Source organism: Streptomyces actuosus, from assembly GCF_016921115.1.
Lineage (GTDB): Bacteria > Actinomycetota > Actinomycetes > Streptomycetales > Streptomycetaceae > Streptomyces > Streptomyces actuosus_A.
The window spans coordinates 273861-296828 of sequence record NZ_JAFFZS010000003.1 but is presented as its reverse complement, the minus strand read 5'-3'; the positions used below and the strand labels follow the sequence as shown (position 1 = coordinate 296828).

Here is a 22968-nt window from a genome sequence, read left to right as displayed (position 1 = left end):
GGCTCACCCGTCCCGCAGCGGCCGTGACCACACCACCACAGCCGTCCGGTCGTCGTGCGAGCCACGGCGCCGGTATCGCAGGGAGTCCGCCATCGCGGCCGCGTCACACGGTTGGGACCAGCGTTCGGCGAGCCAGGCCCGCACTGCGGGAGAGCCGAAGGCGTCCTCCGCCAGCCCGTCCGATGCCAGGATCAGACGGTCGCCAGGGCTCTCCTCGGCCAGCGGGGCGTACTCGGCGATCTCTGCGGGAACAGGGTGGGGCAGCACGGCGGAGACCTTGTTGAGCGGTCCCCCGTCGCGCTGGAAGACGGTTTCCCACGCCTCGCCGGCCAGCCGCATCACGGCGCAGTCCCCGACCCGGGCGGCCCAGCCGGGGCCCGCGGCCGGGAGCAGGACCAGGGCGGCCGTGCAGGAGAGGTCCTTGTCCGTCAGGCCGGGCATTCCCGCCGCGCGCAACCTCGCCGTCCGCGCGCATGCCGCGGCGAGGACATCGCCCAGCACGGCGCGGGGGTCGGCCGCGAGCTGTTCGGCGGTGGCCCTGCCGCCTGCTTCGCACAGCAGGGTGGCCAAGAGGGTCGCGCCGAGCTGGGCGGTCCGCGGACGCGAGCCCAGGCCGTCACAGACCGCCGCGACCAGCAGGGAGCCGTCGTCGGAGAGGGTGAACTGGTAGGCGTCCTGGGCCGTGGTGCCGCTGTTCAGGTGGGACTGCCCGGCAAGGCTTGCCGCCCCGAGCCATCGGTCGCCCAGCAGCCCCCCATCGGCCCGCAGCCCGGGCAGCGAGGTCGTCGGGGACGCGAGACGCGGAAGCGGCAGCGGTGGCAGGGGATCGCCCACGCGCGGGGCGTCCGTGGGCAGGGTACGGGGCGGCGCGGCTGCCGGGCGTGCGGTGGCCGCCGAGAACTCGGGGACGGATCCGCGAGCCCGGGCGCCGCTGCCGGCCGTGGCACCGGGAGCGTTGCAGGTGACAGCGCCGTCCGGGGCCGGGGCGCTGTCCACGGCGGCCTCGGGCTCCTGCGCGGGCCGCCCGGGGCCGGCGGTCGGCACCGGCTGCGGAGCATCCGCAGCCGGTGGGCTCGCCGTCGTCGGGCCTGCCGCCAGGGAGCCTGTGGGCTGGGTCGTCCCGGGTGCGGCCCTGAGGACCAGGTTCTCCTCATGCGGATGACCGGGGTCGCCCTGCCGGGAGGCAGTGGCACGGGCGCCCCGTGCGGGGGGTCCGGTGGAGTCGGCCGCGAGCGGCTCCGGCACGTCCGACGGAGCCGGGCCGGTGCCGGCCGCCTCCGGGAACACGTCCGGTACGGCGGCCCCGTGGGTCCCCTCCGCCCCCGCCTCGCCGCCGTCGCCCTCCTCCGGGGCCGCGTGCCGGCCCCGACGCCGCTTGAACATGTTCACGCTCAACTCACCGTGCGCTGGGCCAGCGGGAGCTGCGTGAGTTTCGTTCCGTCGACAGGCACCGAGACCGCACCCCCGGAAGCGGAGGAGAAGCTACTGGATGTGGTCCGGATACTCCTGATCACCGTGCGCAGGATCTCGCGCACGGCCGCACCTGGGTCGCTCTCGTCGGTGAAGAAGGCGAGGCCCGTCGAGACCTGTCGGATGGCGTCCCGGTTCGCCTGGCCGAAGCCGAAGCTGACGATCTGCGCTCCGTACTTGTCGTCCCTGGAGGTGATCTGTCCGTGAGTGTGGGTCCAGTCGACGGCCGCGTTGTGCTCGCCGTCGCTGATGAAGAAGATCACCGGTTGGTGGTAGGGGCTGCCCTTGCCGAGGCCCTTGATGCCGTCGCGCAGCGCGTCACCGGAGGCGCGCAGCCCCACATCGAAGTTCGTGCCGCCCTGCGGTGACAGCGTGGGCATGTCGGCGTAGCCGATGTCGGTCAGGGGCAGAAGGATCTCGGCCCGGTCGGAGAAGGTCACGACGGCGAGTCGCGCGATCTCACCGGTGGCCGGATCCCCCTTGATCGCCGACTTGATCTCGGGGAGTGCGTTGTTGACGGCTGTCATCGGCGGTCCCGTCATCGAGTAGGAGACATCGATGCAGAGGCACACCGGGAAAACAGCGGGAAGCTCGACGTTCGAGAATTCAGACATTCCTGTCCTGACGTGATTCGGTGATCGAAGTGAGAAAGAGGCCGAGCATTGCCTTGCCGGGAAACAGTGCGGCCCCCGCGGCCCTTTTCACTGCACGGCTGGACGCATCGACATGGTCGACCGTTCGGAAATCGAATACATGTCGGCGCGTTCGCACACAAAGCGCCGGAGGATGAAGCCCTGGGCATCCGGCAACTACTGAGAGAAAAGTATGCACGTGTGTGCACGATCGGTCTGCGGTTTCATCCAAATGCCCTTGAAGAACCCGGAAGACGCCCGGCTTTCGCCCGGGTCGCGCCCGCCCGACCTCGGGGGGCGACCGCGCCGGGGCCGGAGGCGAAGGCCGAACGCAGGCCGGCCGCCAGGACCGCCGGCGTCAGCCCCCGGCGCCTTCCGCGGTGTCGGGGGGCCCGACCCTGACCCTGAACCGCCTCAGTTGCTCGTCGACCCACCGCACGTTCTCCGACTCGTCGAGATCGCGGGCGGGTTCCTCGGCGGCCTCCAACAGATCGCTGTGCGCACAGCGGTCGAACAGCACCAGCGAGACCTCCGGGAACGCGAGCCGCGACTCGTAGAGGAAGCCCTGCGCCCAGGGGGCCTCGGCACGCAACCAGTGCGCCCAGCGGCGGGTGAAGGCGTAGTCCGTGGGCTTGGACCGCACCAGCCAGTCGTCCTCCTGCTGAACGGCGTTGAGGTCGAACAGGCTGCGCAGCGAGAGCAGCGCCACGTCACGAGCCAGCCGAACCTGCGAGAGCCGTTTGCCCTCCAGCTCCCTGTGCGGCAGCACACGGGTGGGATTGTCACCGTCGAATCCGATGTCGCGCAGCAGCCGCTCGGCCAGCGCCGTCGTCGGTTCGGGCGCCGCATACAGGTAGGAGTAGAGGTCATTGGGAGTGCTGTCGAACCGTCCGCCGCCGAAGTGGTGATCCTGGGGCGTGGGGTTGAACTCCACCGCCTCCCGCTTGCGCGAGTGCACCCTGTGCAGGACCCGGCCCCTCTCCCAGTCGACCCGCCTCGGTTCGGCCATGCCGGCATCGGGCAGTCGTGCGCCTCGGGCCATCTCAGTCCTCCTCTCCCACCACGCCGGCCGCAGCGAGCAGTTGCCCGTCCAGGCCCGCACCGAGCAGCGACGCCGGGGCTGCGGCCAGCCAAGGATTGGGGCCGAGCCACCAGTCGGCCACTCCCCAGGGGTCCTCCGCGGCGCCCAACATGCGATTGACCGCGACGACCACGTCCCGGGGCCGGCCGTCGCCGTCGAACTGGAAGGCCGGCAGTCCCTCCGTGCCGTCGCGGCGGCGCAGGCGGATCAGCTCGGGAGCGGTCGCCTCCACACCGAAGTTCTCCCTCAAGTCGTCCGCGGAGAGGGAGGGTGCCGCCAGCAGCCGTTCGTACGGCGAGGGTGGAGCCTCCTCACCGCGCACCGGAGCCCGGGCGCCGGTTCCGTACACGTGCGCCGGCCGGCCGCGGAACGAGGCGAACGACGCGAGCAGTTCGTGCGGCGGAGGCGACGTCGTGCCGGCGAACCGCCTCTCGGCAGCCTGGACCTCCTGTTCCGGCAGGGCGGCACGCAGGTGCGCCGCGACGGCACGGGCCACCGCCCGCCGACGCCGCTCGTCACCCCCTTCGGCGGCCAGGTCGAGCAACGCGTCGAGCTGGTTCCGGTCCTCCGGGGCGAGTTTTTCTCGTATCGCCTGCCGATCCCTCGTCAACGCCCTGATGAGTCGCGCCTCGTACTCGTCCATGCGCCCCCCTCGGCAATCGGGATGGATCCGTACGGTAGTGAGGTACCGTAATTTTGGCAATTGGCCGGTCTCGGGAATCGAGCGAATGTATAGCATTCGCCGGGACCCGCGTGCGGAATTCGGGAAGCACGCCCGAGGGCGCGGAATCCGGCGGACACGCCGCGTCCCGCGGACCGCGACCGCGCCGCGGAATGGGCATGCATCGAATCGGGGTGGGGAATGGCCGAGGTCGAAAGAAGTGGCATGAGCCGGGAGCAACCGCTGGAGCGGGTGGCCCGACTGCTCGAGGCGGCCGAGCATTCCGTGGCAGTGGGGTCGGGGCGGGTGACGGCCGCCGGCCCGGTGCCCGCGGGGCCGGCCCCCGTGGAACTGCACGAGGCCGAGGCCCTTCTTGCCAGGCTGTGCGACACGGTGACGGACGTCGATCGACGCCTCGCGTTGTACGAGATGTCCTTGGCCGCCGCGGCCGTCCGCTGCATGCTGGAACCGGCCGGACACCGGCTCGTCCGCCTTCGGGAGCGGTTCGCCACCCTGTACACCCTCGCGGCCGACCAGTGCGGCGCCGGCGGCCCGGACCCCGAGCGTCTCGCGAAGGTGGACCTGACCTGCGCCTGGGCGTTCCTCGTGGCCGACCGTTGGAGCCGTGCCTCGCCCGGCGCGCCGGGCGAGGCGGACGCGGACCTGATCGTCTGTCTGCTGGGGGATCTTCTGCACGGACCTGACCGGGACCTCGTCTCCGAACCCGCTCGCGCCCGGGCCGTCCTCGGCCTCGTGCTGTCGGACCGGTCGCGTTGTGCGGAATTCCGCAGTCCGGAACGGCTCGCCGATCGTCGGACCGCCCTCGCCCTGCTGGACGCCGCGAGGACCGCCGACGATCTCGATCCCTTGCTGGAGCCGGCCGTGACCTTCGACTTCGTGCAGCTCTCCGTTCTGGAACTCGACGACCGCGTCCGCGCCGACCCGTCTCCCGACACGGCAAGAGCGGGGGCCGAGGACGCGGTCGCCCTCCTCGACCTGATGCCGCGGCTGCTCGACGGCGACGACCCGGCGAGTCCGGCGGAACTGGGCACTCTCCTGTGCGACCTGCTGCTGGAGATCTCCACCGCGCCACAGCATCAGGGGCGGGCCATCGACTGGTACCGGGCCGCTCTCGCCCGTCCCGGCATGCCGGACGAGACCCTGCTCGGGCTGAAAGGGGGACTGGTCCACGCCCTGTGCCTGCGCTCCGAGGAGAACCGGCACGCGCAGCGCCCCGGCGACCCCGCCCCGGCGCAGGACCGCGCGATCGCCGTCGAACTGTTGGAGGAGATGCTGGCAGCGCATCCCGCCATGCAGCCGGCGGATCCGCGCGATCCGGGGGAGTCCGCCGTCGGCACCACCGAGAACCCGGCGGCTCACGGTCTGCTGGCGGACGACGGGTTCGTGGCGCACTTCGACAGCCTCGTGCAACTGCTCTGGCTGGACCTGTCGGAAGGGGTGCTGGGGGACCGGGGGCACGACCGGCTCGCCGTGTGCGCGCGACAGCTCGTACCGCTGATCGGGCCCGAGGACGACGACCGGGCCGCCACCGTGCTCAAGGCCGCGATCGTGCTCGGGCAGCGGGCCGTGCGACGTGGGCTCCCCCTGGCCCACGGTCTCGCCGATCAAGCCGTCATGAACGGGCGGCAGAGTCCCTCCATGGCCCTCGAACGCACCGCGCCACACGTGGTGGCGGATGTCCGCGAGGCCATCGACCTGCTGCGCACGGGGACGGGACTCTATCCGCACGACGACGAACTCCACCTCTACGCACAGGGATTCCTGGGCGTCGCGCTGCTGCTGGACTTCGCCTGCCGGCTGCCCGTGCCCGAACACACAGTGCTGCGGGAGGGACTCCGCTGCATGCGGGTGGCGATGGAACGCCTGCCCGAGCGCGACGGGCTGGGGGACGCCGACTTCAGGGGCGCGTTCCTCATCGCCCTGATGTACCAGGTCTGGTACACGGAGCCCTTCCTGCGCGCGTCGGCCGACCACAACAGCCCTGCGGTGCCCGACGTGTCCGGATTCCCGACCGTCGAGGACGACGTGCAGCTGCTCGACGCGGTACTGGGCTCGTCCGACGGCGAGGAGGAGGAACCCCTGCTCGCCTTTCTCTTCGTCATGGTGCGGCTGCTGCGGTCCCCGGCGGGACCGCCCTCCGTGGCGGATTCCCGTGCCTGGTCGGAACGGCTGCGGCGGGCCGTCCCCCGACTCGATGCCCGGGCGGCAGGCCTGCGGGTGATCATGCTGGGCGTCGCGGGCGTCCTCGGGCTCCGGGTCGAGGAGGAGGGCGAGGCCACCGACGTCGAGAGGAAGGCCGCCCGGGCGGCGCTCAGGGAGGCGCTCTCCCTTCTCCCTCCGGATTCGCCGCTGCGTCCGCCGGTCGTGGCTGCTCTCAACCGGCTCGGCACGGGCGACGCACGGCGGTTGCTCGGGCTCTTCCTGAACGTCTCGACGCAGGCGGAGCCGTACGGAGCGGAACAGGACCCGGCAAAGGAAGCGCCGCGGGACGGGGTCCCCTCCGAAACAAGCCGGACGTCCGGGACCGGAGATTCGCTCCGCACGGGCGGCATCCCCGGGCCACGGAGCGGGAGCCCGGCCCCCGGCGGCAGCAGGCCGGGCCCGCCCGGCGGCCCGGCAGCTCCGGACGGAGCCCCGGTGCTCGACCTCGACGCGGCCGTTCTGCTCGGTGACGGCACGCCCGACCCCTTCGCGGTACCGGCCACCCGGGTCGCCGAACTGGTCGGAGCCCATGAGCCGATGAGCGCGCCGGCCACGGCGACCCTGGCCGTGCTGCACCACCACCGCTGGCTGCGGGACCGCGACGGCCGGGACCTGGAGACAGCCGTCGCACTCGCGCGCAGCGCGGTGGCCGCTCTCGGCACAGTCGGCGCGCCGGTCTCAGCCGACACCGCCCTCGCGGACCGCTGCGCCGAGTTCCTGGCCCGGCTGCTCCTCGACCGGCACCTCATCCTCGGCGACCGAACCGACCTCGACGCAGCCGCCCGCGCCTACGCGGAACTCCTGGGGCGCAGTTCCGGCGACGTGGTCCTGCCGCCGCTGTGCGAACTCCTCGCGGACTCGGGCGACCCCCGCGTGCCCGCGCGCCTCTTCCGGCCGGTTCCCACGCAGTGGACGGCACCCTTCCGTGCCGAACTGCTCGCCGTCGCCTGGACGGGTCCGGCGGCTCGGTCCTCCGTGAACGGCTCCGCGGTCTCGACCGAGGAGGCCGCGCACGCGCTCCGCGTGCTTCCGGACGGGCACCCCCGGCGCCCGGCCCTTCGCGGGGAGCTGATCAGACGCGAACTCGAGCGGGCCGTCGCCGCGGGCGACCTGGCGGCCGCACGGTCCGCCGCCGGGGAACTCCTCGATGTTGCCATCGCCTGCCCCGAGGAGGGCATGCAGCGGCCGAGCCTGCTGCTCAGGGCGGCGGCGACGCTCTGCGACCTGTACCGGGTGCAGGGCGCCCGCGGGGCGGGCGCCGGCGACCTGCACGACGTCCACGACCGCGCCGTCGACACCCTGCTGGACCGTGCCGTCACCGTGCTCGGAACCGAAACCGAACACGGATCACACGGGTACCACGGTTCCCGCAGCCGCTGCGCGTACGGTCTGGGCGTCCTGCTGCTGACCCGCTACGGGCGCGGCGGTGACGCCACGGACCTCGACCGTGCGCTACGGGTACTGCGTGACCGTTGGGCGGTGCTGCACACCGCCCCCGGCGACCCGCTCGCCCGGGCTGTCCTCCGGGCGCTCGCCGACGCCCACCGCGCCCATGGTCCCGCTGATGCCGGGCATCGCCGGGACGCCCGGGACACGGCCCGGTCTCTGCTGAACGCACACGGCCGTGCGGTCCTGCTCCAGTCCGGCACGGGACACGCCCTCGAGGTGGCCCGCGCCGTCGCATCCGACATGCTCCGCCTCGTCCGCTGGAGCCTGGAGGACGGGGAACCCGGGACGGCGTACGAGGCGCTGGAACTCGGACGCGGGCTGGTCCTCAACGCCGCCACCGTCGGTGTCACGGTGCCCGAACTGCTGCGCGAGGGCGGGCACGACGAGCTGGCCCGGCATTGGGAGGACACCGCGAGCGGCGGCGAACAGCACGCCGTGCCCGACGGGTTGCGCCGCCAGGTCCTGGAGGCGCTCGCCGGAAGCACTGCCGAGAGGCGGCTCGTGTCCGCGCCGAACGCCGGCCGGGTGGGCCAGGCGCTGCGCCGTCTCGGGCGGGACGCACTCGTCTACCTCGTGCCCGGCGAGCATGCGGAGGCCGGCGGGTACAGCGGCGGCCGGGCCGCCACCGGGCACGCGGTGGTCGTCGGCGCCACCGGCGTGGTGGAAGCGCTCGCGCTGCCGGGTCTCGTCGTCTCCGCCGACAGTCCGCTCGGCGCCTACGACCGTGCCGCCGAGGCGTTCCGCAGCGCCGCCCGTGCCGACGACCGCCCCGCTCCGGGCGACCCGGAGGTGATGCACACCAATCACGAACGCCGGCTCGCGCGCTTGGAGCGGCAGTGGCGGGACGCCCTCGACGCACTGTGCTCCTGGGCGGGCGAGGTGGCGATGGGCCCGGTGTTGTCCGCCTCCCGCAGCCGGCTCCGCCGGACGCCCCGGCTGGTGCTGGCGCCGGTGGGGGCGCTCGGCGCGGTGCCGTGGCACGCCGCCCGCTGTGCGGACGGCCCGGCCGGTGCGGCGTACGCCTGCCAGCGGGCGGTACTGCAGTACTGTGCCACCGCCCGCCAGCTCATGGAGGTGGCCGACCGGCCCCGTGCCCGGATCGGCGCGGGGTCCGTGGCGGTGGTCGCCGACCCGCAGGGCTCCTGGCGGATGCACCGGGAGGCAGCACTGGTCGGCTCGATGTACGAGGGGACACGGGTCGTCGGGGGCCTCGGTACGCACGCCCCCGCCGACGCGCCTCCTCCGCTGCCTCCCGTGCCCGAGTCCCTCCACGGGCTCCTGCCCGGTCAGGCCCGGACTCCGGCTGCCCTGCTGCATGTCAACTGCCACGCGGACACGGGGAGTTCCCCTGCGGACTCGGTGCTCCGGCTGGGTGCCGGGCACAGCGTCACGGTGGCGGACGTGCTCGCGGGGGCCGCCGACCGCGCCCCCGGGACCCCCGGGGGGACCGTCGTCCTCGCGAACTGCACCAGCGACCTGACCGTGAGCGACCACGACGAGGCGCTCACCCTGGCCACGGCCTTCCTCAGCGCCGGCGCCACCGCGGTGATCGGGTCACGCTGGGATGTGGCCGACGATCCGCGCACCACCGCTCTGATGCTCGTCCTCCATCACCGGCTGCGCACCGGGGAGCCGGCCGGAGAGGCGTTGCGGGCCGCCCAGTTGTGGATGCTGGACCCGCATCGAACCGTGCCGGACGAACTCGAGGCGTACATCGATGTGTTCACAGAGGCGGAGCGACGCGGTCCGGACGAGCTGGAGGTGTGGTCCGCCTTCGCGCACCACGGGCAGTAGCCCTGCCCGGCATGGTCAGGGCGCCGGGTCGTCGATGCGGAGGTCGCGGCGCATCGTCCTCCGCAGGTCGGTCAGCACGGTCCAGGCGGATTGGACCCGTTGCTCGCACTCGGGCGGGGCCGGGTTCCGGGGCGCGTCGGTCAGTGACCGCTTCAGCGCGCCATAGTCGTCGTTCAGCCTGCGGCTCACCTCCGACGCCGCGGCGAGGACCGGGTCCGGCAGGAGCATCTGTGCCTCCGCGTAGCTCGCGCGGAAGGCCGTGCGAGCCTCTTCCAGAGCCTCGACGCACTCATTCACGCCCACGCCGGCACGCAGTCCGTGCAACACGCTGATCTGTGCGGTCTGGTAGTGCCGGGCCGCGGTGTTGAAGGCGATGCAGCAGGCGCGCAGCCGGGCGTGCGCCTCAGCCCGGTGCGCGGCGGCCCGCTGCTCTCGGGCGTCCGCCAGCTCCAGTGCGCGCATCCGCTCGTCGTGTGCCCGGTCCTCAGCGTGCTGCCCGCGCAGGGAGTCGATCTCGAGCAGCTTGACGCGGTCCGCCCTGATCTGGGTCATGAGCGCCGCGCTCAAGGTACCGATCACGCCGACAACCGCCACCAGGAGTGGTAACCACGTCTGCGCCACGTCGCTCCCCCGTTTCCCCGCGTCAGGTCGCCGATCGGCACCCGCGTCGTGCGTCCGGTGGGCCGGCACCCGCTGCGGCAGGGGTCTGTACGGTCGGTACCCCTGGGCGTTTGATGCGACCCGTCGCCGAGGCCGCGAGTGGACGCGGACCGTGGTACGCCGTCGTGCTGCCGGGAGCGGACCGGCCACGCCCCGATCCTGAACGAGTGCCTGTGCTCGGTTTCACCGGGCGCGCCCCCGTGATCCGCACCCGACCACATCACCCGCTCCCCCTCGCCGCCACCCGACGCCATTGTGCGGTGGGCTCGACCCAGCTGTCCCGGAAAGTGGCCACCTGGCACAGGCCGGAGGGAAGGTGCCGGGACAACGGACCGGCAGGGGCGGAGGCAGGCCCCTCGAAGGGCAGCATCCCGGCAGCGAGTAGCGGGTCGTGCAGAGCGGGAGCCGCCCGGTCTCCGCAAGTACGAGGCCGGTCGTGTCGCGGGCAGGCCGCGCATGCCGCCGTTCGGACGCTCAGGCCGGTTCCGTCTCCAGGACCGCCATGGCGGCGTTGTGCCCCGGTACCCCGCTGACCCCTCCGCCGCGCACGGCACCCGCCCCGCACAGCAGGACGTTGGCGTGCCGGGTCTCCACGCCCCACCGGCCGGTGCCGTCCTGGGCGTGGGGCCAGGCCAGCTCCCGGTGGAAGATGTTGCCGCCGGGCAGCCCGAGATCGCGCTCCAGGTCCAGCGGGCTCTTGGCCTCCAGACAGGGACGGCCGTCCGCGTCGGTGGCCAGGCAGTCGGTGATCGGCTCGGCGAGGTGGGCGTCGAGCTGGGCGAGGGTCGCCTTGAGCAGTTCCTCCCGCACGGAGTCGTTGTCGCGGGCGAAGAGCCGTGCGGGGGTGTGCAGGCCGAAGAGGGTGAGCGTCTGGAACCCCCGTTCGGCCAGGTCGGGTCCGAGGATGGAGGGGTCCGTCAGCGAGTGGCAGTAGATCTCGGAGGGCGGTGCCGCCGGCAGCTCTCCGGCCGCGGCCCGGGCGTGGGCGGCCGCGAGCTGGTCGTAGCCCTCGGCGATGTGGAAGGTGCCGGCGAAGGCCTCGCGGGGATCGACGGACGTGTCCCGCAGCCGGGGCAGCCGTTCGAGCAGCATGTTCACCTTCAGCTGGGCGCCCTCGGCGGGGTCGGGCGCGGTGTCGCCGGTCAGCTCGGCCAGTCGCTGGGGCGACGCGCCGACCAGGACGTGCCGCGCGGCGACGGTGTCCTCGCCGTCTGCGGTCCGGTAGGTCACCTCGGCGTGGCGGCCGTCGGTGTCGATCCGCACCGCCTCGTGCCCCGTGGCGAGGACCGCGCCGGCAGAGCGGGCCGCGTCGGCGAGGGCGTCGGTGAAGGCACCCATGCCGCCGACCGGGACGTCCCAGTCGCCGGTGCCACCGCCGATGACGTGGTACAGGAAGCAGCGGTTCTGCTTCAGCGACGCGTCGTGGGCGTCGGCGAAGGTGCCGATGAGGGCGTCGGTGAGGACGACGCCGCGCACCAGGTCGTCGTGGAAGCGCTCCTCGATCGCCGCGCCGATCGGCTCCTCGAACAGCGTCCGCCAGGCCTCCTCGTCGTCGACACGGCGGCGCAGTTCCGACCGGGTGGGCAGCGGTTGCGTGAGCGTGGGGAAGACGCGTTCGGCGACGGAGCGGGTCATGGCGTGGAAACGGCGCCAGGACTCGTACTCCCCTTCGCCCCCGGTCAGCCGCGCGAACGCGTCCCGGGTGCGCTCCTCCCCGCCGCCGACCAGCAGCCCCGTCGGCCGTCCGGCCCGCTCCACGGGCGTGTACGACGACACCGTGCGCTTCCGCACCCGGAAGTCGAGGCCGAGATCCCGCACGATCTTCCCCGGAAGCAGGCTCACCAGGTAGGAGTACCGGGACAGGCGTGCGTCGACACCGGCGAACGGCCGCGTGGACACCGCGGCACCGCCGGTGCCCGGCAGCCGCTCCAGCAGCAGCACCGACCGCCCGGCGCGGGCCAGGTAGGCGGCGGCGACGAGGCCGTTGTGTCCTCCGCCGACGATGACGGCGTCATAGCTGCGGTGCGTCCGGGGTGCGGGCATGGTTCTTGGTAACACGGATGCCCCTGGGGCGACCAGAGGGACTCCGGGGCCCGGCGGCTCGGCCTCCGGTTCGAGGGACGCGCGAGGTGAGCCCTCTCCCGCCGCGCACGCCGTACCCGCCGAGCGTGTCGCCTGCCGCACGGCCCCGGTCCCGGTGCGGGTCCGGGGCCGACGCCGGTCTCGTCGCGCCCGGGGAACCGGGGCGCTGCTTCGGCGGCGGGGCAACGGGGAGTTGCGCACGGCGACTTGGCCGCCGAGGTCTCCTGGGCCCCAGGTCGGCACGGACCGGCTGCTGGTGGCGGTCGGCCGCCGCCCCTCCCCCGCGACAGCACGGCGCCCGGAGACGACGTCCCGGCGACACCGGTCCGTCGGCCGTACCGCCGGCCCGGCTCCGTGCGTGCCCGGGCACTCCGCGGTCCGGGCGAGCCCGGGGAAGCGCCGAGGGGGCCGGTCAGCGGCCTCCCGCTCGCTGCTGCCGCAGGGCCGCCGCTCTGCGGTACAGGGCGGCGGCCTCGGCGGCCCGGCCGAGCTGTTCCAGACAGTGCGCCTCGTCGTTGCGGCTGGAGAGGCTGTCGGGGTGGTCGGCGCCCAGGACGCGTTCCCTGGCCGCGGCCACGCGCCGGTACTCGGTGAGGGCGTCGGCCCAGCGCCCGAGCCAGCCGAGGCCCACGGCGACCTCCCGGCGGCTGACCAGGGTGTCGGGGTGGTCGGGGCCGAGGACGCGCTCCCGGATGGCGCACACGTCGCGGGACTCGGCCAGTGCCTCCTCCCAGCGGCCCAGACGGCCGAGGTTGACGCCGAGGCCGTGCCGGGCGCGGAGGGTCTCCGGATGGGCGGGTCCGCTGATCCGGGCCCGGTCCTCGACGAGTTCGCGGTAGAGCTGGTAGGCCTCCGCGCTGCGGCCCAGACGGCCGAGGCTGATGCCGGTCTCGTAGCGGGCGGCGAGGGTGTCGGGATGGTCGGCGCCGAGGGCGCGGGCGCGGGCCTCCGCGACCTCGCGGTAGGTCTGCAGGGCGTCGGCCCAGCGGCCCAGTTGGCCGAGCGCGTAGGCGACCTCGTAACGGGTGACCAGGGTGTCGGGATGCGCCGGCCCGAGCACCCTCGCCCGGGCGTCGGCCACCTCCCGGGCCATCAGGTACGAGTCCTCCGGCCGGCCGAGCCGGCTGAGGTTGAACGCGAGGTTGTGGCGGCAGCGCAGGGTGTCGGGGTGTTCGGCGCCCATCGTGCGCTCCCGGTCGGCCAGCACCGACAGGTACACCCGGTGGGCGTCCGGGTGACGGCCCAGCTGGCCGAGCACGTACGCCATCTCCTGGCGGGCGGCGAGGGTGTCGGGGTGGTCGGCGCCGAGGAGCCTCCTACGGGCCGCGGCGACGTGCTTGTAGGCGCGCAGCGCGTCGGCGGCGCGACCGGTGCGACTGAGGGTGAAGGCGACCTCGTAGCGGCTGGCGAGGGTGTCGGGGTGGTCCGGGCCGAGCAGGTGCTCGCGCTCGGCGGCGACCGCGCGGTGCACCTCTCCCGCCTCCGCCCACCGGCCCAGCCGGCCGAGGCTGAGGCCCGCGTCGTGCCGGCCGGCCAGCGCGGTGAGCAGTGCGGGGTCCGTGGTACGGGAGGGAACGCGATGCGGTGGACCGGGACGGCCGGTGCGGTCGCGCGGGACCCACTCGCCGCTCAGGCCCGCCGAGGGGTCGGGGGGTGTGCTGCGCAGGCCGGCTCCGGTCGCCTTGTGGCCGGTGGTCATCCCCCGGGTCCAGGACGGCAGGCGCCGCTCGCTCGGGGCGGCGGCGGGAGGCGGGACCGTCTCGGGCCGCGGGGTGACCACGGTCGGCACGTACGCCGGGGTGGTGCGGCCGAGGTCGAGGCGGCGCCCGAGTTCGCGGGCGTCGTACGGGCGTTCCTCGGGCCGCTTCGCCAGGAGGTCCAGGATGATCCGGTCGAGGTACTCGGGCAGGTCGGCGCGGTGGCTGCGGGGCGGGCGGGGCGGGGTGTCGCGGTGGCCGATGAGGATCGCCCAGGGGTCGTCGAGGTCGAAGGGCGGCACGCCGGTGGCGATCTCGTAGAGCACGCAGCCCAGCGAGTACAGGTCGCTGCGCTGGTCGACCTCGTCGCCGCTGATCTGCTCCGGGGACATGTAGTGCGGGGTGCCCATGGCGATCCCGGTGCCGGTCAGGCGGGAGGTGAGGCCGATGTCGTGGCCGAGGCGGGCGATGCCGAAGTCGCAGATCTTCACGGTGCCGTCGGTGAGCCGCACGATGTTCGCGGGCTTCAGGTCCCGGTGCACGATCCCCTGCCGGTGCGTGCAGGCGAGCGCGGCGGCGACCTGTTCGGCGACGTCGACGACGTCGGGCACGGTCAGCGGGTGCTGCCGGTTGTCCTCCAGGAGCTGGCTGAGGTTGCGGCCCTGGAGCAGTTCCATGACCAGGAACAGGACACCGTCGCTCTCCCCGAAGTCGTGGACGACGGTGACGCCGCGGTGCTGGAGGGCGGCGGCCACCCGGGCCTCGCGCCGGAAGCGTTCCCGGACGACCCGGGCGACGCTCTGGTCGTGCTGCGGTCCGAGCGGCTTGAGGCACTTGACGGCGACGTGCCGGGCGAGGGACTCGTCGCGGGCCCGCCACACCTCGCCCATGCCGCCGCGCCCGATCAGGTCGAGCAGCCGGTACCGGCCGTGGATCAGTCTGCTGTCCCCCATCTCCCGCGCTCGCCCCCGTCACCGTTCGTCCCGCCCTCCCCTGGCTCGTCCAGTATGGCGGGCAATCGCCCGGCTTTGTACGGGGCCGGGCGCGCGTCGGGGCCCAGGCGGGCCATGGCGCGCAGGATGTGCCGGGGCGGCAGTTGCCAGCGCAGATGTGCGGGGATGTGGCGCAGCAGGGCGCCGGCGGCGCGCAGCCGTCGGGTGACGGTCGCGGGTTCCGGCACCGGTCTGCCGTAGAGCTCGTGGGCGTACGACGGCAGGGAGGCGTAGGCCAGTTCGGCCACGCGCCGCCACAGCACCTCGCGCGCCGGGATCAGCAGGGGGTGCGTCGGAGGGCGGAGGAGGAAGTCGTCGACGGCCTGCGCGTCGGCTCCCGCGGCGAGTTCGGGCCGCACCCCCTCGACGTAGGCGGCCAGGTCCGCGCGGTCGGCGAGCACGCTCGCCGGGTCGAGGCCCACCAGCCGGGCCGCGGTGCGCTGTTCGGCGAGGTAGCGGTCGGCGGTGGCGCCGTCGAGCGGGAGGCCGGAGCGGCGCAGCACGTTCAGGTAGGAGTCGACCTCGGCGCAGTGCACCCACAGAAGCAGCCCGGGTTCGTCGATGCGGTACCGCTCGCCCGTGTCCGGGTCGGTCGCCGACAGCATGCCGTGGATCCTCCGCACCCGGGCGCCGGCCTTCTCGGCGGCGTCGGCGGTGCCGTAGGTGAGGGTGCCGACGAAGTTCGCGGTGCGCATCAGCCGGCCCCAGGCGTCCTGCCGGAAGTCGCTGTTGTGCATGACCCCGCGCACGGCCCGCGGATGCAGCGCCTGGAGGTACAGCGCGCGCACCCCCGCGATCCACATGACGGGGTCTCCGTGCACCTGCCACGTCACCGAGTCGGGGCCGAACAGCCCCGGGTCGCCCCTGGGCGCGCGGTCCGCTGCGGCGGACGGGGTCACGGCCACGAGTGGTCACCTCCGTCCGCAGTGCCGTCACCGCTCTTCCCTGCCATGCATCCACGCGGCACCCTCTCCCGTCAAGGAGCCGGCCCCCGGTGGCCGCGAGACCGGGTTCCTCCGACCGCCTGTGCCGGGAGGAGTTTCCACCAGGGCGGCGGATACGGGCGGCGGGTGGCGGGTGGCGGGTGGCGGGAAGACCCGGTCACGGAGCCGGTCCGCCCGGCGAGGGCCGGTGAGGTGCCGGTCGGGGAGCGCGGGGCACGGTGCCGCCCCGCCGTCGGCGGCGTACCGTTCCCCGCGGCCTGGCGCCGGCGAAGCGGGTGATCACCGGGCCGGTCACGGCGAGCAGGAGCACGTAGGCGGCCACGAGGGCACCGAGCCGGTCGTGGCGCACCCCCACCAGGCCGATGATGACGATGGAGAACTCCCCCCGGGCGATGAGCGCGGTCCCGGCCCGCACACGGCCCCGGCGCCCCGCGCCGTCCCGCCGCGCGGCGTACCAGCCGGAGGCCACCTTCGTCAGGCCGGTGACCAGAGCCAGCAGCAGGGCGACGGGAAGTGCCGGGACCAGGGCGGCCGGGCTCACGGCCAGGCCGATGGCGAGGAAGAAGACCGCGGCGAACAGATCCCTCAGCGGGCTCAGCACCTTGCGGGCCCGCTGCGCCGTCTCGCCGGTGAGCGACAGGCCGACGAGGAACGCCCCGACCGCCGCGGAGACATGGACGGCCTCGGCGAGGGCCGCGACGATCAGCGTCACGCCGAGGACGCGCAGCAGGAGTTGCTCCGCCTCCGGGTGCGACAGCAGCCGTCCCAGGTGCTGGCCCCACCAGTACGACACGGTGAACGCGGCCAGGACCGCGCCGAGTGCCAGCAGTACGCCGAGCAGCGCCTGCCGCCAGGTGCCGCCTGCGGCGATGACGGCGAGCAGCGGGAGGTACGCGGCCATCGCGAAGTCCTCCAGCACCAGCACGGACAGCACCGCCGGAGTCTCGCGGTTGCCCATCCGGCGCAGATCGCTCAGCAACCGGGCGACGATGCCGGAGGAGGAGATGTACGTGACGCCCGCCAACGCCAGGATCCCGGCGCCGTCCAGCCCGAACAGCCAGCCCGCCACGGCTCCCGGGGTCGCGTTCAGCACCAGGTCGACCACGGCCGAGGGCAGGTGGCGGCGCAGGCTGACGGTGAACTCCGGCACCGTGAACTCCAGCCCGAGCACCAGAAGCAGCAGGACCACTCCGATGCCCGCCCCGGTCTCCACGAACGCGCCGGCTGCCGGAACCGGGGCGATCCCCCCTTCGCCGAGCACCAGCCCCGCCAGGAGGTACAGCGGGACGGGCGAGAGCGCATAGCGCCGCGCCATTGCCCCGAGCACGCTCAGCACGGTCAGGATGATGCCCAGTTCCAGCAGCAGGGCGACCGAGATCTCCACCGGCTCAGCCCCGCACGATCTGTTCCACCGCGGCGATCCCGTCGTGGGTTCCGATCACCACGAGCACGTCCCCGGGATGCAGCACCCGCTCCGGCCCCGGCGACGGGATCACCTGTTCGCCGCGGACGACGGCCACGATCGACGCACCGGTGCGTGTCCTGGCCCGGGTGTCCCCGAGCGGGCGGCCGGCGAACGGTGTGCCGGCGCGCACCTCGATCTGTCCGGCACTCAGTCCGGGAACCTCCTTGGTGAGGTCGGCGAACCGCTCGGCGATGCGCGGGGCGCCCAGGATCTCGGCGAGGGTGTCCGCCTCCTCCTCGGTCAGCCTCAGCACGGCCCGCGCCTCGTCCGGATCCGCGCCCTCGTAGACCACGAGCTCGAAGTCGCCCGACCGGCGGACCACCACGCCGATCCGGTCGCCGTCCTGGTTGACGAATTCGTATCGCAGCCCCACACCCGGCAGGAGCACCTCGTTGACGTCCACGCACACACCACCCTGTCCGTCGTGCCTCGGGAACCTGCGGGAGGCCCCTCGGCGCCTTGCCGCGGCACGGGCCCTCCGCGTACCCATCTTGGGCGGACGGCGGCGGGGACTCGACCATCGGCACCGGTCCCGGCGCGCCGGGACGGGCGTTCCCGCACGCGGGCGTCCGGCCGCCGCCGACGGCGGAGTTGAGCTCCGGACAGGACACCGGGGCGTTCCCTGGTCCCGGGACGGCGTGCCCCCGGCACGCGGGATCCGTCGGGGCCGGTCGGGGGCGTACGGCCGGGGCGGGCCGGCGGGGCGGACCGAACCGGTCCGGTCCGCCCGCCCGTTGAGGCCGTCCGTCGCCGCGACATGGGGCCGATCGGCCCTGCTGCCGCGGTGGCCTGCGCTGACAGCGTGGGAACAGGCCGCACCGGGCCCGTACATCTCTAGGAGGCCATCGCCATGCCCCGTACCGTCACCGTCGGAGTGGACGGCTCGCCCGAGAGCCTCGCAGCCGCCGAGTGGGCAGCCCGCGAGGCGGAGCTGCGGGATCTGCCGCTGCACCTGGTCCACGCCTGGGGGTGGCAGCCGCAGGCCTGGCCGGCACCGGAGGGTGACGGGCCGCGCCACTGGGCCGAGCGGGTGCTGCGGGAGACCATCGAGCGGCTGCGGCAACGCCACCCGGTTCTGACGATCACCTCCGAGCAGGTCACGCGGCCCCCGGCCACCGCGCTGCTCGCCGCTGCCGCCGACGCCGAACCGCTCGCCATCGGCTCCCGGGGGCTGAGCGGCGTCACCGGTTTCCTGATCGGTTCCATCGGCTTCGCCGTCGTCGCACAGGCCGAACGGCCCATCGTGCTGGTGCGTGCCGGGGCCGCGATCGAGGACGAGCACCAGCCGGACGCGGACGGTCTGCCGTCGGCGACGACTCCCTACCGCGACGTCGTCCTGGGTCTGGACCACGAGCACCCCGACGACGCCGTGCTCGCCTTCGCGTTCGACGCCGCCGCCCGGCGCGGGGCCCGGCTGCGGGTGGTGCACGGCTGGGGTCTGCCGCCCTACTACGCCTATGGGCTCGGTATGGACCCGCAGCTCAACGCCGACCTCGCCCAGCAGGAGGCGAACGCCGTCGACCGGGTGCTGGCGCCGTGGCACGAGAAGTTCCCGGGCGTCCAGGTCGTCGAGCAGACCGCCATCGGCAGCGCGGCCGGCCACCTGGTGGACGCAGCGGCCGACGCCTCGCTGGTCGTCGTGGGCCGGCGCATCCGGCGAGCGCCGCTCGGGCCGCGCATCGGTCCGGTCGCGCACGCGGTGCTGCACCACGCCAAGGCCCCCGTCGCGGTCGTCCCGCACGACTGACACCGGCACCGCCGTGCTCGTCGCCGCCGCTCTCCTCGACGTGCTGATCCTGGCCGGCGCCCTGTACGACTCGACGCGCCTGCTGCGGCCGGCCGGGCGCCGTCGCCTCCGTGCCCTGGAGGGCGCCGAACGGAGGCTGGTGGGCCGCCGGATGCGCGGGCGCATCGGAGCCGCGGCGTACCGGGAGGGGATGCGGTCGCTCGCCGAGGGCCGACGACCACCTCGCCTCCTGCGCTGACCGCGGTCGGCATCCGGCGCGCCCGGGGGCCCGGCATGGCCGTACCCCGTCCGGCCGAGGCGACGTGCGCCGGTGGGCGCCCGGCCGCGGAGGCCGGACGGCCGACGGCCGGTTTCCCGGCTTCGGCGTCCCGAAATGCCGTCAGCCGAGCGTGTGCAGGAAGGCGGTGCAGGCACGGGCGCACGCCCGGCAGTGGTCCGCCGCATCCTGCGCGCCCTGCTGCCCGTCGAACACGTGGGCGGTCTCCAGGCAGACGGCGCGGCACCAGTCCAGCTGGATGCGGACACCGTCCTCGTCCAGCGTGTTCTGCTCCGCCAGCACCCGGCAGGTCGCGTCGCAGACCTCCGCGCACATGATGCCCTTGCGGCGTAGGAGTTCCTGCTCGTCCGCGCCACCGGGGTCCACCAGGCTCGCCCGCAGGGCGCAGGCCCGGGCGCACTCCGTGCAGGCCTGCGCGCAGGCGAAGCGGTCCTCCAGGAACCGGACGAGATCCTGCTGCGATGTGGAAGTCACCCTGCGCGGGTAGCCCCGGGGCCGGGCCGTCAAACCCCGGCGCGGCCGTCACCCTCGCCGCGGTGCGGGCACTCGCCGTACCCCCACGAGAACGCGGACGACGCAGGTGGCACCGGTGCCGGGACGAAGCGAACCGCCGCCGACCCTGGAGCGCTCCTCCCCGGACGCCCGGCGGACCTGGGTCGAGGCGCACGACTCGGCGGTCGACCCGTACGGCGGGGGAACGCCCGCACAGCGTGGCGTACAGCGCCCTCAAGCACACGCACGAGAAGGCGGGCTACGACCGGGAGCGCAAGGAGGGCGGCCGGAAGGGGCCCGCGGGCCCGCGGTCGGCCCGGCTCCGGCAGCAGGGCGGGCGCAGCGGGGAGGGCGTGGACGAGCACGCCGAGAAGGAGCATCTCCACCGCGATCGCCCAGCGACTGGACATCGACGGTCGCTCGCGGATGCCGAAGGGCGAGCTGCTGGAGGTCATCCGCGGCGCCACGCGCGCCCCGGACGCGTGCGTCACGCTCTTCGAGACGGTGGTAAAGCACCCGTTTGGGGGGTATTCATGAGATATGAGTACCGTAGCGATGCAGCTGGCGGAGCGGAGCGGCGCCCTCGTCATCGGGCCGATCGTCATCGGGGTCGCGCTCGTGGCCCTGCTGATCGGCGCGTTCTGGCGGGGCGACATCCTCAAGAGCCGTGAGCCGGCTCCTCCACGTCCGGAGGAGCAGCCGCACCTGCCGCCGGAGGGCGCGGTGCACGAGGCCAGGGAGAACCGGGAACCGGAGGAGGTACCGCAGGACGGCCGCCGCAGGCTGCCGTCCGAGTTCGGCAACCTCGGCACCCGGCCGAGCGAGTCCACGGAACGCCCGCGGTGGAGCAAGGGCAGCAGCGGATCGTTCGGTGGCGGGGGTCTGGGAGCCCACTGAACGTCGGCCCGGTTTGCCGAAAGGCGGGCCGGGACCGTACGGCGAGCCGGGCGGAACGCCGCCCGGCCGTCACTGCGGCGGTGGCCCGGCCCCAGAGGAGTGTGGGTCCATTTCGGTCCCGGCCGCTCCGTCCTGCCTCTGCCGGACTACGACCACCTGCCGCTCGGCGGTCTGGAGAGCCGCGTGCGGTCGCTGACGGCGGAGGGGGTCGAGGAGCTGCTCGCCTACGAGCGGGCCCACGGGCACCGTCTCCCGGTCACCGAGGTGCTCATGTCGCGGCTGAACCAGCTGCGGGCCGGCGCCGAGCCCACCTCGGGCGACCCGACCGCCCTGCGCCCCGAGCGCTCCGAGCCCCGCGCGGGCGCGGCGCGTCCGTCGACGGCCCCGGCGACCTCGCCGCGCCCCTTCAGCCCGCCGCCGCACGGTACACCCGACCGACGGGGCAAGCCGAGGAGCGAGCACTCGTAGCGGCCCGACCGGACGGTGCGGCGTCCGCCGCCGGGCCGGTGCACACCCGGGTGCCCGGCACGCCCCCCGCGTCACCGATGCCGCCCGTGCGGCCCGTCCCCGCCCGCGGAAGGGCCCGCCCTCCCGATCCGTCTCCGGCCCGTTCGGCCCCGTGCGTGCGGCGGGCGGGGCCGGGCAGGCTGGGGCTGCCCGAGTCGACGGAGGAGCGGCCGTGGAGCAACAGGTGATCGTCGTCGGAGCCGGTGCGTCGGCCCGCGGCCGCGCCGCCGCCGACTGGGCGGCCGGGGAGGCTCTGCGGCGTGGAGTCCCGCTGCACGTGGTCCAGGTGTCTCCGGCGGGTGGGGCGTCGGCGGATGCGGAGCGGATCGCCGCCGAACTGGCCCAGAGCCTTCCGGCCTTGACGGTGAGCTGCGAGGCGCCCGCCGGTGACGCGGTCCCGGTGCTGCGGTCCCTCGGCACACGGGCCGGACTGACGGTGCTCGGTGTCGGCGGGACCGCGTCGGCCGTGGCCGGCGGATCCGCGGGACCGGTGGTGCTGGTGCCCGCGCGGGCGTTCAGGCCGGCCGGGTCGGACGCGGTGGCCGTCGGCGTGACCCCAGGGGATCCGCCCGGCGCAGCGATCGGCTTCGCGTTCGAGGAGGCACGGCTGCGCGGCGTACGGCTGCACGCGGTGTCCGCCTGGGCCCTGCCGGCCGAGGCGGCCCGCTCCCCGCTGGCCGTGCCCGAGGAGGACCGCGCCGCCTGGGAGGACGAGCAGGTGCAGTCGCTGTCGGACGCGTTGCGGCCCTGGCGGAGGACGTACCCGGACGTGGAGGTGCTGACGGACGTCGTGCTGCTGCCGCCCGCGGACGCCCTGGTGCACGCCGCGGAGGGCAGCGGACTGCTCGTCGTGGGCCGAAGAGGCGCCGCGGACCTGCCGGGGCTCACCATCCGCCTCGTCCTGCGCGAGGCGCGCTGCCCGGTCGCGGTCGTGCCCGAGCCCGGCCCGCGAGCCGGACAGGGGAGTCACAGTGCCAGGGCGCCGCGGGCCGCCGACAGGGCCTGTTCGGCATAGCCGCGGCCGAACAGCACGGCGTGCACGAGCAGCGGGAAGAGCTGGTGCACCCCGATGCGGTCACGCCGGCCCGCTGCGGGCGGGTGCGTCTCTCCGTAGCCTTCCAGGATCCGGTCCAGGTGAGGACAGCCGAACAGCTCCAGCATCGCCAGGTCGGTCTCCCGATGGCCGCCGTGCGCGGCGGGGTCGATGAGCCAGACCCGCCCGTCCGCGCCCCACAGCACGTTGCCGTTCCACAGGTCCCCGTGCAGCCGGGCCGGCGGCTCGGCCGGCCCCGCCAGCTCCGGCAGGCGCGCGCAGACCTGCTCGACGACGGACGCCTCCGCGGCCCGCAGAGTGCCGTCGTCGACCGCGCGGCGCAGATAGGGCAGTACGCGGTGCTCGGCGTACCAGTGCGGCCAGTCGTCGTCGACGGCGGTGTTGCGCATGGGGGCGAGCCCGATCCACGCGTCCTCGGGCCCGCCAGGCGGCGGAGCACCGAACGCCGGGGCGCCCGCGGCGTGCAGAGCCGCCAGGGAGCGCCCGAAGCGGACCGCTGCGTCGGGGCCGGGCCTGCCGGCTGGGACGCGGTCGGTGACCAGCCACCGTTCGTCGTGCCCGTGCACCACGGGCACCGGAACCGCACCGGCGTCGGCCAGCCAGCGCAGCCCGGCCGCCTCGGCCCGTACCGCGCCGGCGTCGCCGTGCTTGACCATCACCGCACGGCCGCCGTCCACGGTCACTTCGGTGAGCGTCGCGGACCGGTGCCGTGCACCGGTCACCGCCGATCCGGTGAACCGGGCCGCCGCGGCGGCCGGGCCGCCGTCGGGGGACCCGTCGGAGGAATTGCGCACGGCGCCAGGGTACGGCCGGGCCGGAGGCGGTCCGGTCGCAGGCGGGGCGG

The 22968-nt window shown here is 74.4% G+C and carries 18 protein-coding genes and 1 pseudogene; 7 read left to right on the top strand and 12 right to left on the bottom strand.

The features are described 5' to 3' along the window. Nucleotides 1-3: 3 nt before the first annotated feature. From JS756_RS06430 to JS756_RS06415, 4 genes are all read right to left on the bottom strand, one after another. Nucleotides 4-1383, bottom strand: coding sequence for a protein phosphatase 2C domain-containing protein (locus JS756_RS06430; RefSeq protein ID WP_240203387.1), 1380 nt, complete (start codon nucleotides 1381-1383; stop codon nucleotides 4-6). 8 nt (nucleotides 1384-1391) lie between these two features. Next, nucleotides 1392-2084, bottom strand: a complete 693-nt coding sequence (locus JS756_RS06425; protein WP_205381965.1) for a vWA domain-containing protein — start codon at nucleotides 2082-2084, stop codon at nucleotides 1392-1394. A 376-nt stretch (nucleotides 2085-2460) separates the two neighbouring features. Beyond that, a complete protein-coding gene (locus JS756_RS06420; RefSeq protein WP_205381964.1) occupies nucleotides 2461-3144 on the bottom strand; it encodes an RES family NAD+ phosphorylase in 684 nt (227 codons plus the stop codon). 1 nt (nucleotide 3145) lies between these two features. Beyond that, complete coding sequence (locus JS756_RS06415; RefSeq protein WP_240203329.1) at nucleotides 3146-3826, bottom strand: DUF3168 domain-containing protein; 681 nt, start codon at nucleotides 3824-3826, stop codon at nucleotides 3146-3148. A 243-nt stretch (nucleotides 3827-4069) separates the two neighbouring features. On the opposite strand from JS756_RS06415, the gene JS756_RS06410 reads away from it, so the two are divergent. Further along, nucleotides 4070-9310, top strand: a complete 5241-nt coding sequence (locus JS756_RS06410; protein WP_240203328.1) for a CHAT domain-containing protein — start codon at nucleotides 4070-4072, stop codon at nucleotides 9308-9310. A 15-nt stretch (nucleotides 9311-9325) separates the two neighbouring features. Here the strand turns inward: JS756_RS06410 and JS756_RS06405 are convergent, their stop codons facing one another. From JS756_RS06405 to JS756_RS06380, 6 genes are all read right to left on the bottom strand, one after another. Then, the gene (locus JS756_RS06405; RefSeq protein ID WP_240203327.1) at nucleotides 9326-9862 is read right to left on the bottom strand and encodes a hypothetical protein; all 537 of its coding nucleotides are present in this window, start codon (nucleotides 9860-9862) and stop codon (nucleotides 9326-9328) included. A gap of 582 nt (nucleotides 9863-10444) precedes the next feature. Beyond that, nucleotides 10445-12013, bottom strand: coding sequence for a phytoene desaturase family protein (locus JS756_RS06400; protein ID WP_205381961.1), 1569 nt, complete (start codon nucleotides 12011-12013; stop codon nucleotides 10445-10447). Nucleotides 12014-12464: 451 nt separating this feature from the next. Continuing rightward, a complete protein-coding gene (locus JS756_RS06395; protein WP_205381960.1) occupies nucleotides 12465-14702 on the bottom strand; it encodes a serine/threonine-protein kinase in 2238 nt (745 codons plus the stop codon). Continuing rightward, nucleotides 14684-15646: an oxygenase MpaB family protein gene (locus JS756_RS06390; RefSeq protein WP_438817287.1), complete on the bottom strand. Its 963-nt coding sequence runs from the start codon at nucleotides 15644-15646 to the stop codon at nucleotides 14684-14686. The genes JS756_RS06395 and JS756_RS06390 overlap by 19 nt, the downstream gene beginning before the upstream one ends. A gap of 196 nt (nucleotides 15647-15842) precedes the next feature. Continuing rightward, nucleotides 15843-17069 (bottom strand): cation:proton antiporter, encoded by a 1227-nt coding sequence (locus tag JS756_RS06385; RefSeq protein WP_205381959.1) that lies wholly within the window; start codon nucleotides 17067-17069, stop codon nucleotides 15843-15845. Nucleotides 17070-17073: 4 nt separating this feature from the next. Continuing rightward, nucleotides 17074-17553, bottom strand: a complete 480-nt coding sequence (locus JS756_RS06380) for a cation:proton antiporter regulatory subunit (RefSeq protein ID WP_205381958.1) — start codon at nucleotides 17551-17553, stop codon at nucleotides 17074-17076. Nucleotides 17554-18000: 447 nt separating this feature from the next. Here JS756_RS06380 and JS756_RS06375 point away from each other — a divergent pair, with 447 nt between their 5' ends. Together JS756_RS06375 and JS756_RS06370 are read left to right on the top strand one after the other, a co-directional pair. Continuing rightward, nucleotides 18001-18897, top strand: a complete 897-nt coding sequence (locus JS756_RS06375) for a universal stress protein (protein WP_205381957.1) — start codon at nucleotides 18001-18003, stop codon at nucleotides 18895-18897. 13 nt (nucleotides 18898-18910) lie between these two features. Beyond that, entirely contained in the window at nucleotides 18911-19135 is a 225-nt protein-coding gene (locus JS756_RS06370; protein ID WP_205381956.1) for a hypothetical protein, read from the top strand. A 141-nt stretch (nucleotides 19136-19276) separates the two neighbouring features. Here JS756_RS06370 and JS756_RS06365 read toward each other — a convergent pair whose 3' ends face one another. Next, nucleotides 19277-19648 carry a four-helix bundle copper-binding protein gene (locus tag JS756_RS06365; protein ID WP_205381955.1) on the bottom strand — a complete coding sequence of 124 codons (372 nt, stop codon included), beginning with the start codon at nucleotides 19646-19648 and terminating at the stop codon, nucleotides 19277-19279. 115 nt (nucleotides 19649-19763) lie between these two features. Between JS756_RS06365 and JS756_RS36575 the strand changes: the two are divergent. From JS756_RS36575 to JS756_RS06350, 4 genes and pseudogenes are all read left to right on the top strand, one after another. Continuing rightward, a pseudogene (locus tag JS756_RS36575) lies at nucleotides 19764-20177 on the top strand (ChaB family protein). A 29-nt stretch (nucleotides 20178-20206) separates the two neighbouring features. Beyond that, entirely contained in the window at nucleotides 20207-20563 is a 357-nt protein-coding gene (locus tag JS756_RS06360) for a DUF6479 family protein (RefSeq protein ID WP_205381954.1), read from the top strand. A gap of 99 nt (nucleotides 20564-20662) precedes the next feature. Beyond that, nucleotides 20663-21031 carry a DUF8129 domain-containing protein gene (locus tag JS756_RS06355; RefSeq protein ID WP_205381953.1) on the top strand — a complete coding sequence of 123 codons (369 nt, stop codon included), beginning with the start codon at nucleotides 20663-20665 and terminating at the stop codon, nucleotides 21029-21031. A 211-nt stretch (nucleotides 21032-21242) separates the two neighbouring features. Further along, nucleotides 21243-22085, top strand: coding sequence for a universal stress protein (locus JS756_RS06350; RefSeq protein WP_205381952.1), 843 nt, complete (start codon nucleotides 21243-21245; stop codon nucleotides 22083-22085). On the opposite strand, the gene JS756_RS06345 is transcribed toward JS756_RS06350, so the two are convergent. After that, nucleotides 22037-22918 (bottom strand): fructosamine kinase family protein, encoded by an 882-nt coding sequence (locus JS756_RS06345; protein ID WP_205381951.1) that lies wholly within the window; start codon nucleotides 22916-22918, stop codon nucleotides 22037-22039. The two genes, JS756_RS06350 and JS756_RS06345, sit on opposite strands and share 49 nt — an antisense overlap. Nucleotides 22919-22968 lie beyond the last annotated feature (50 nt).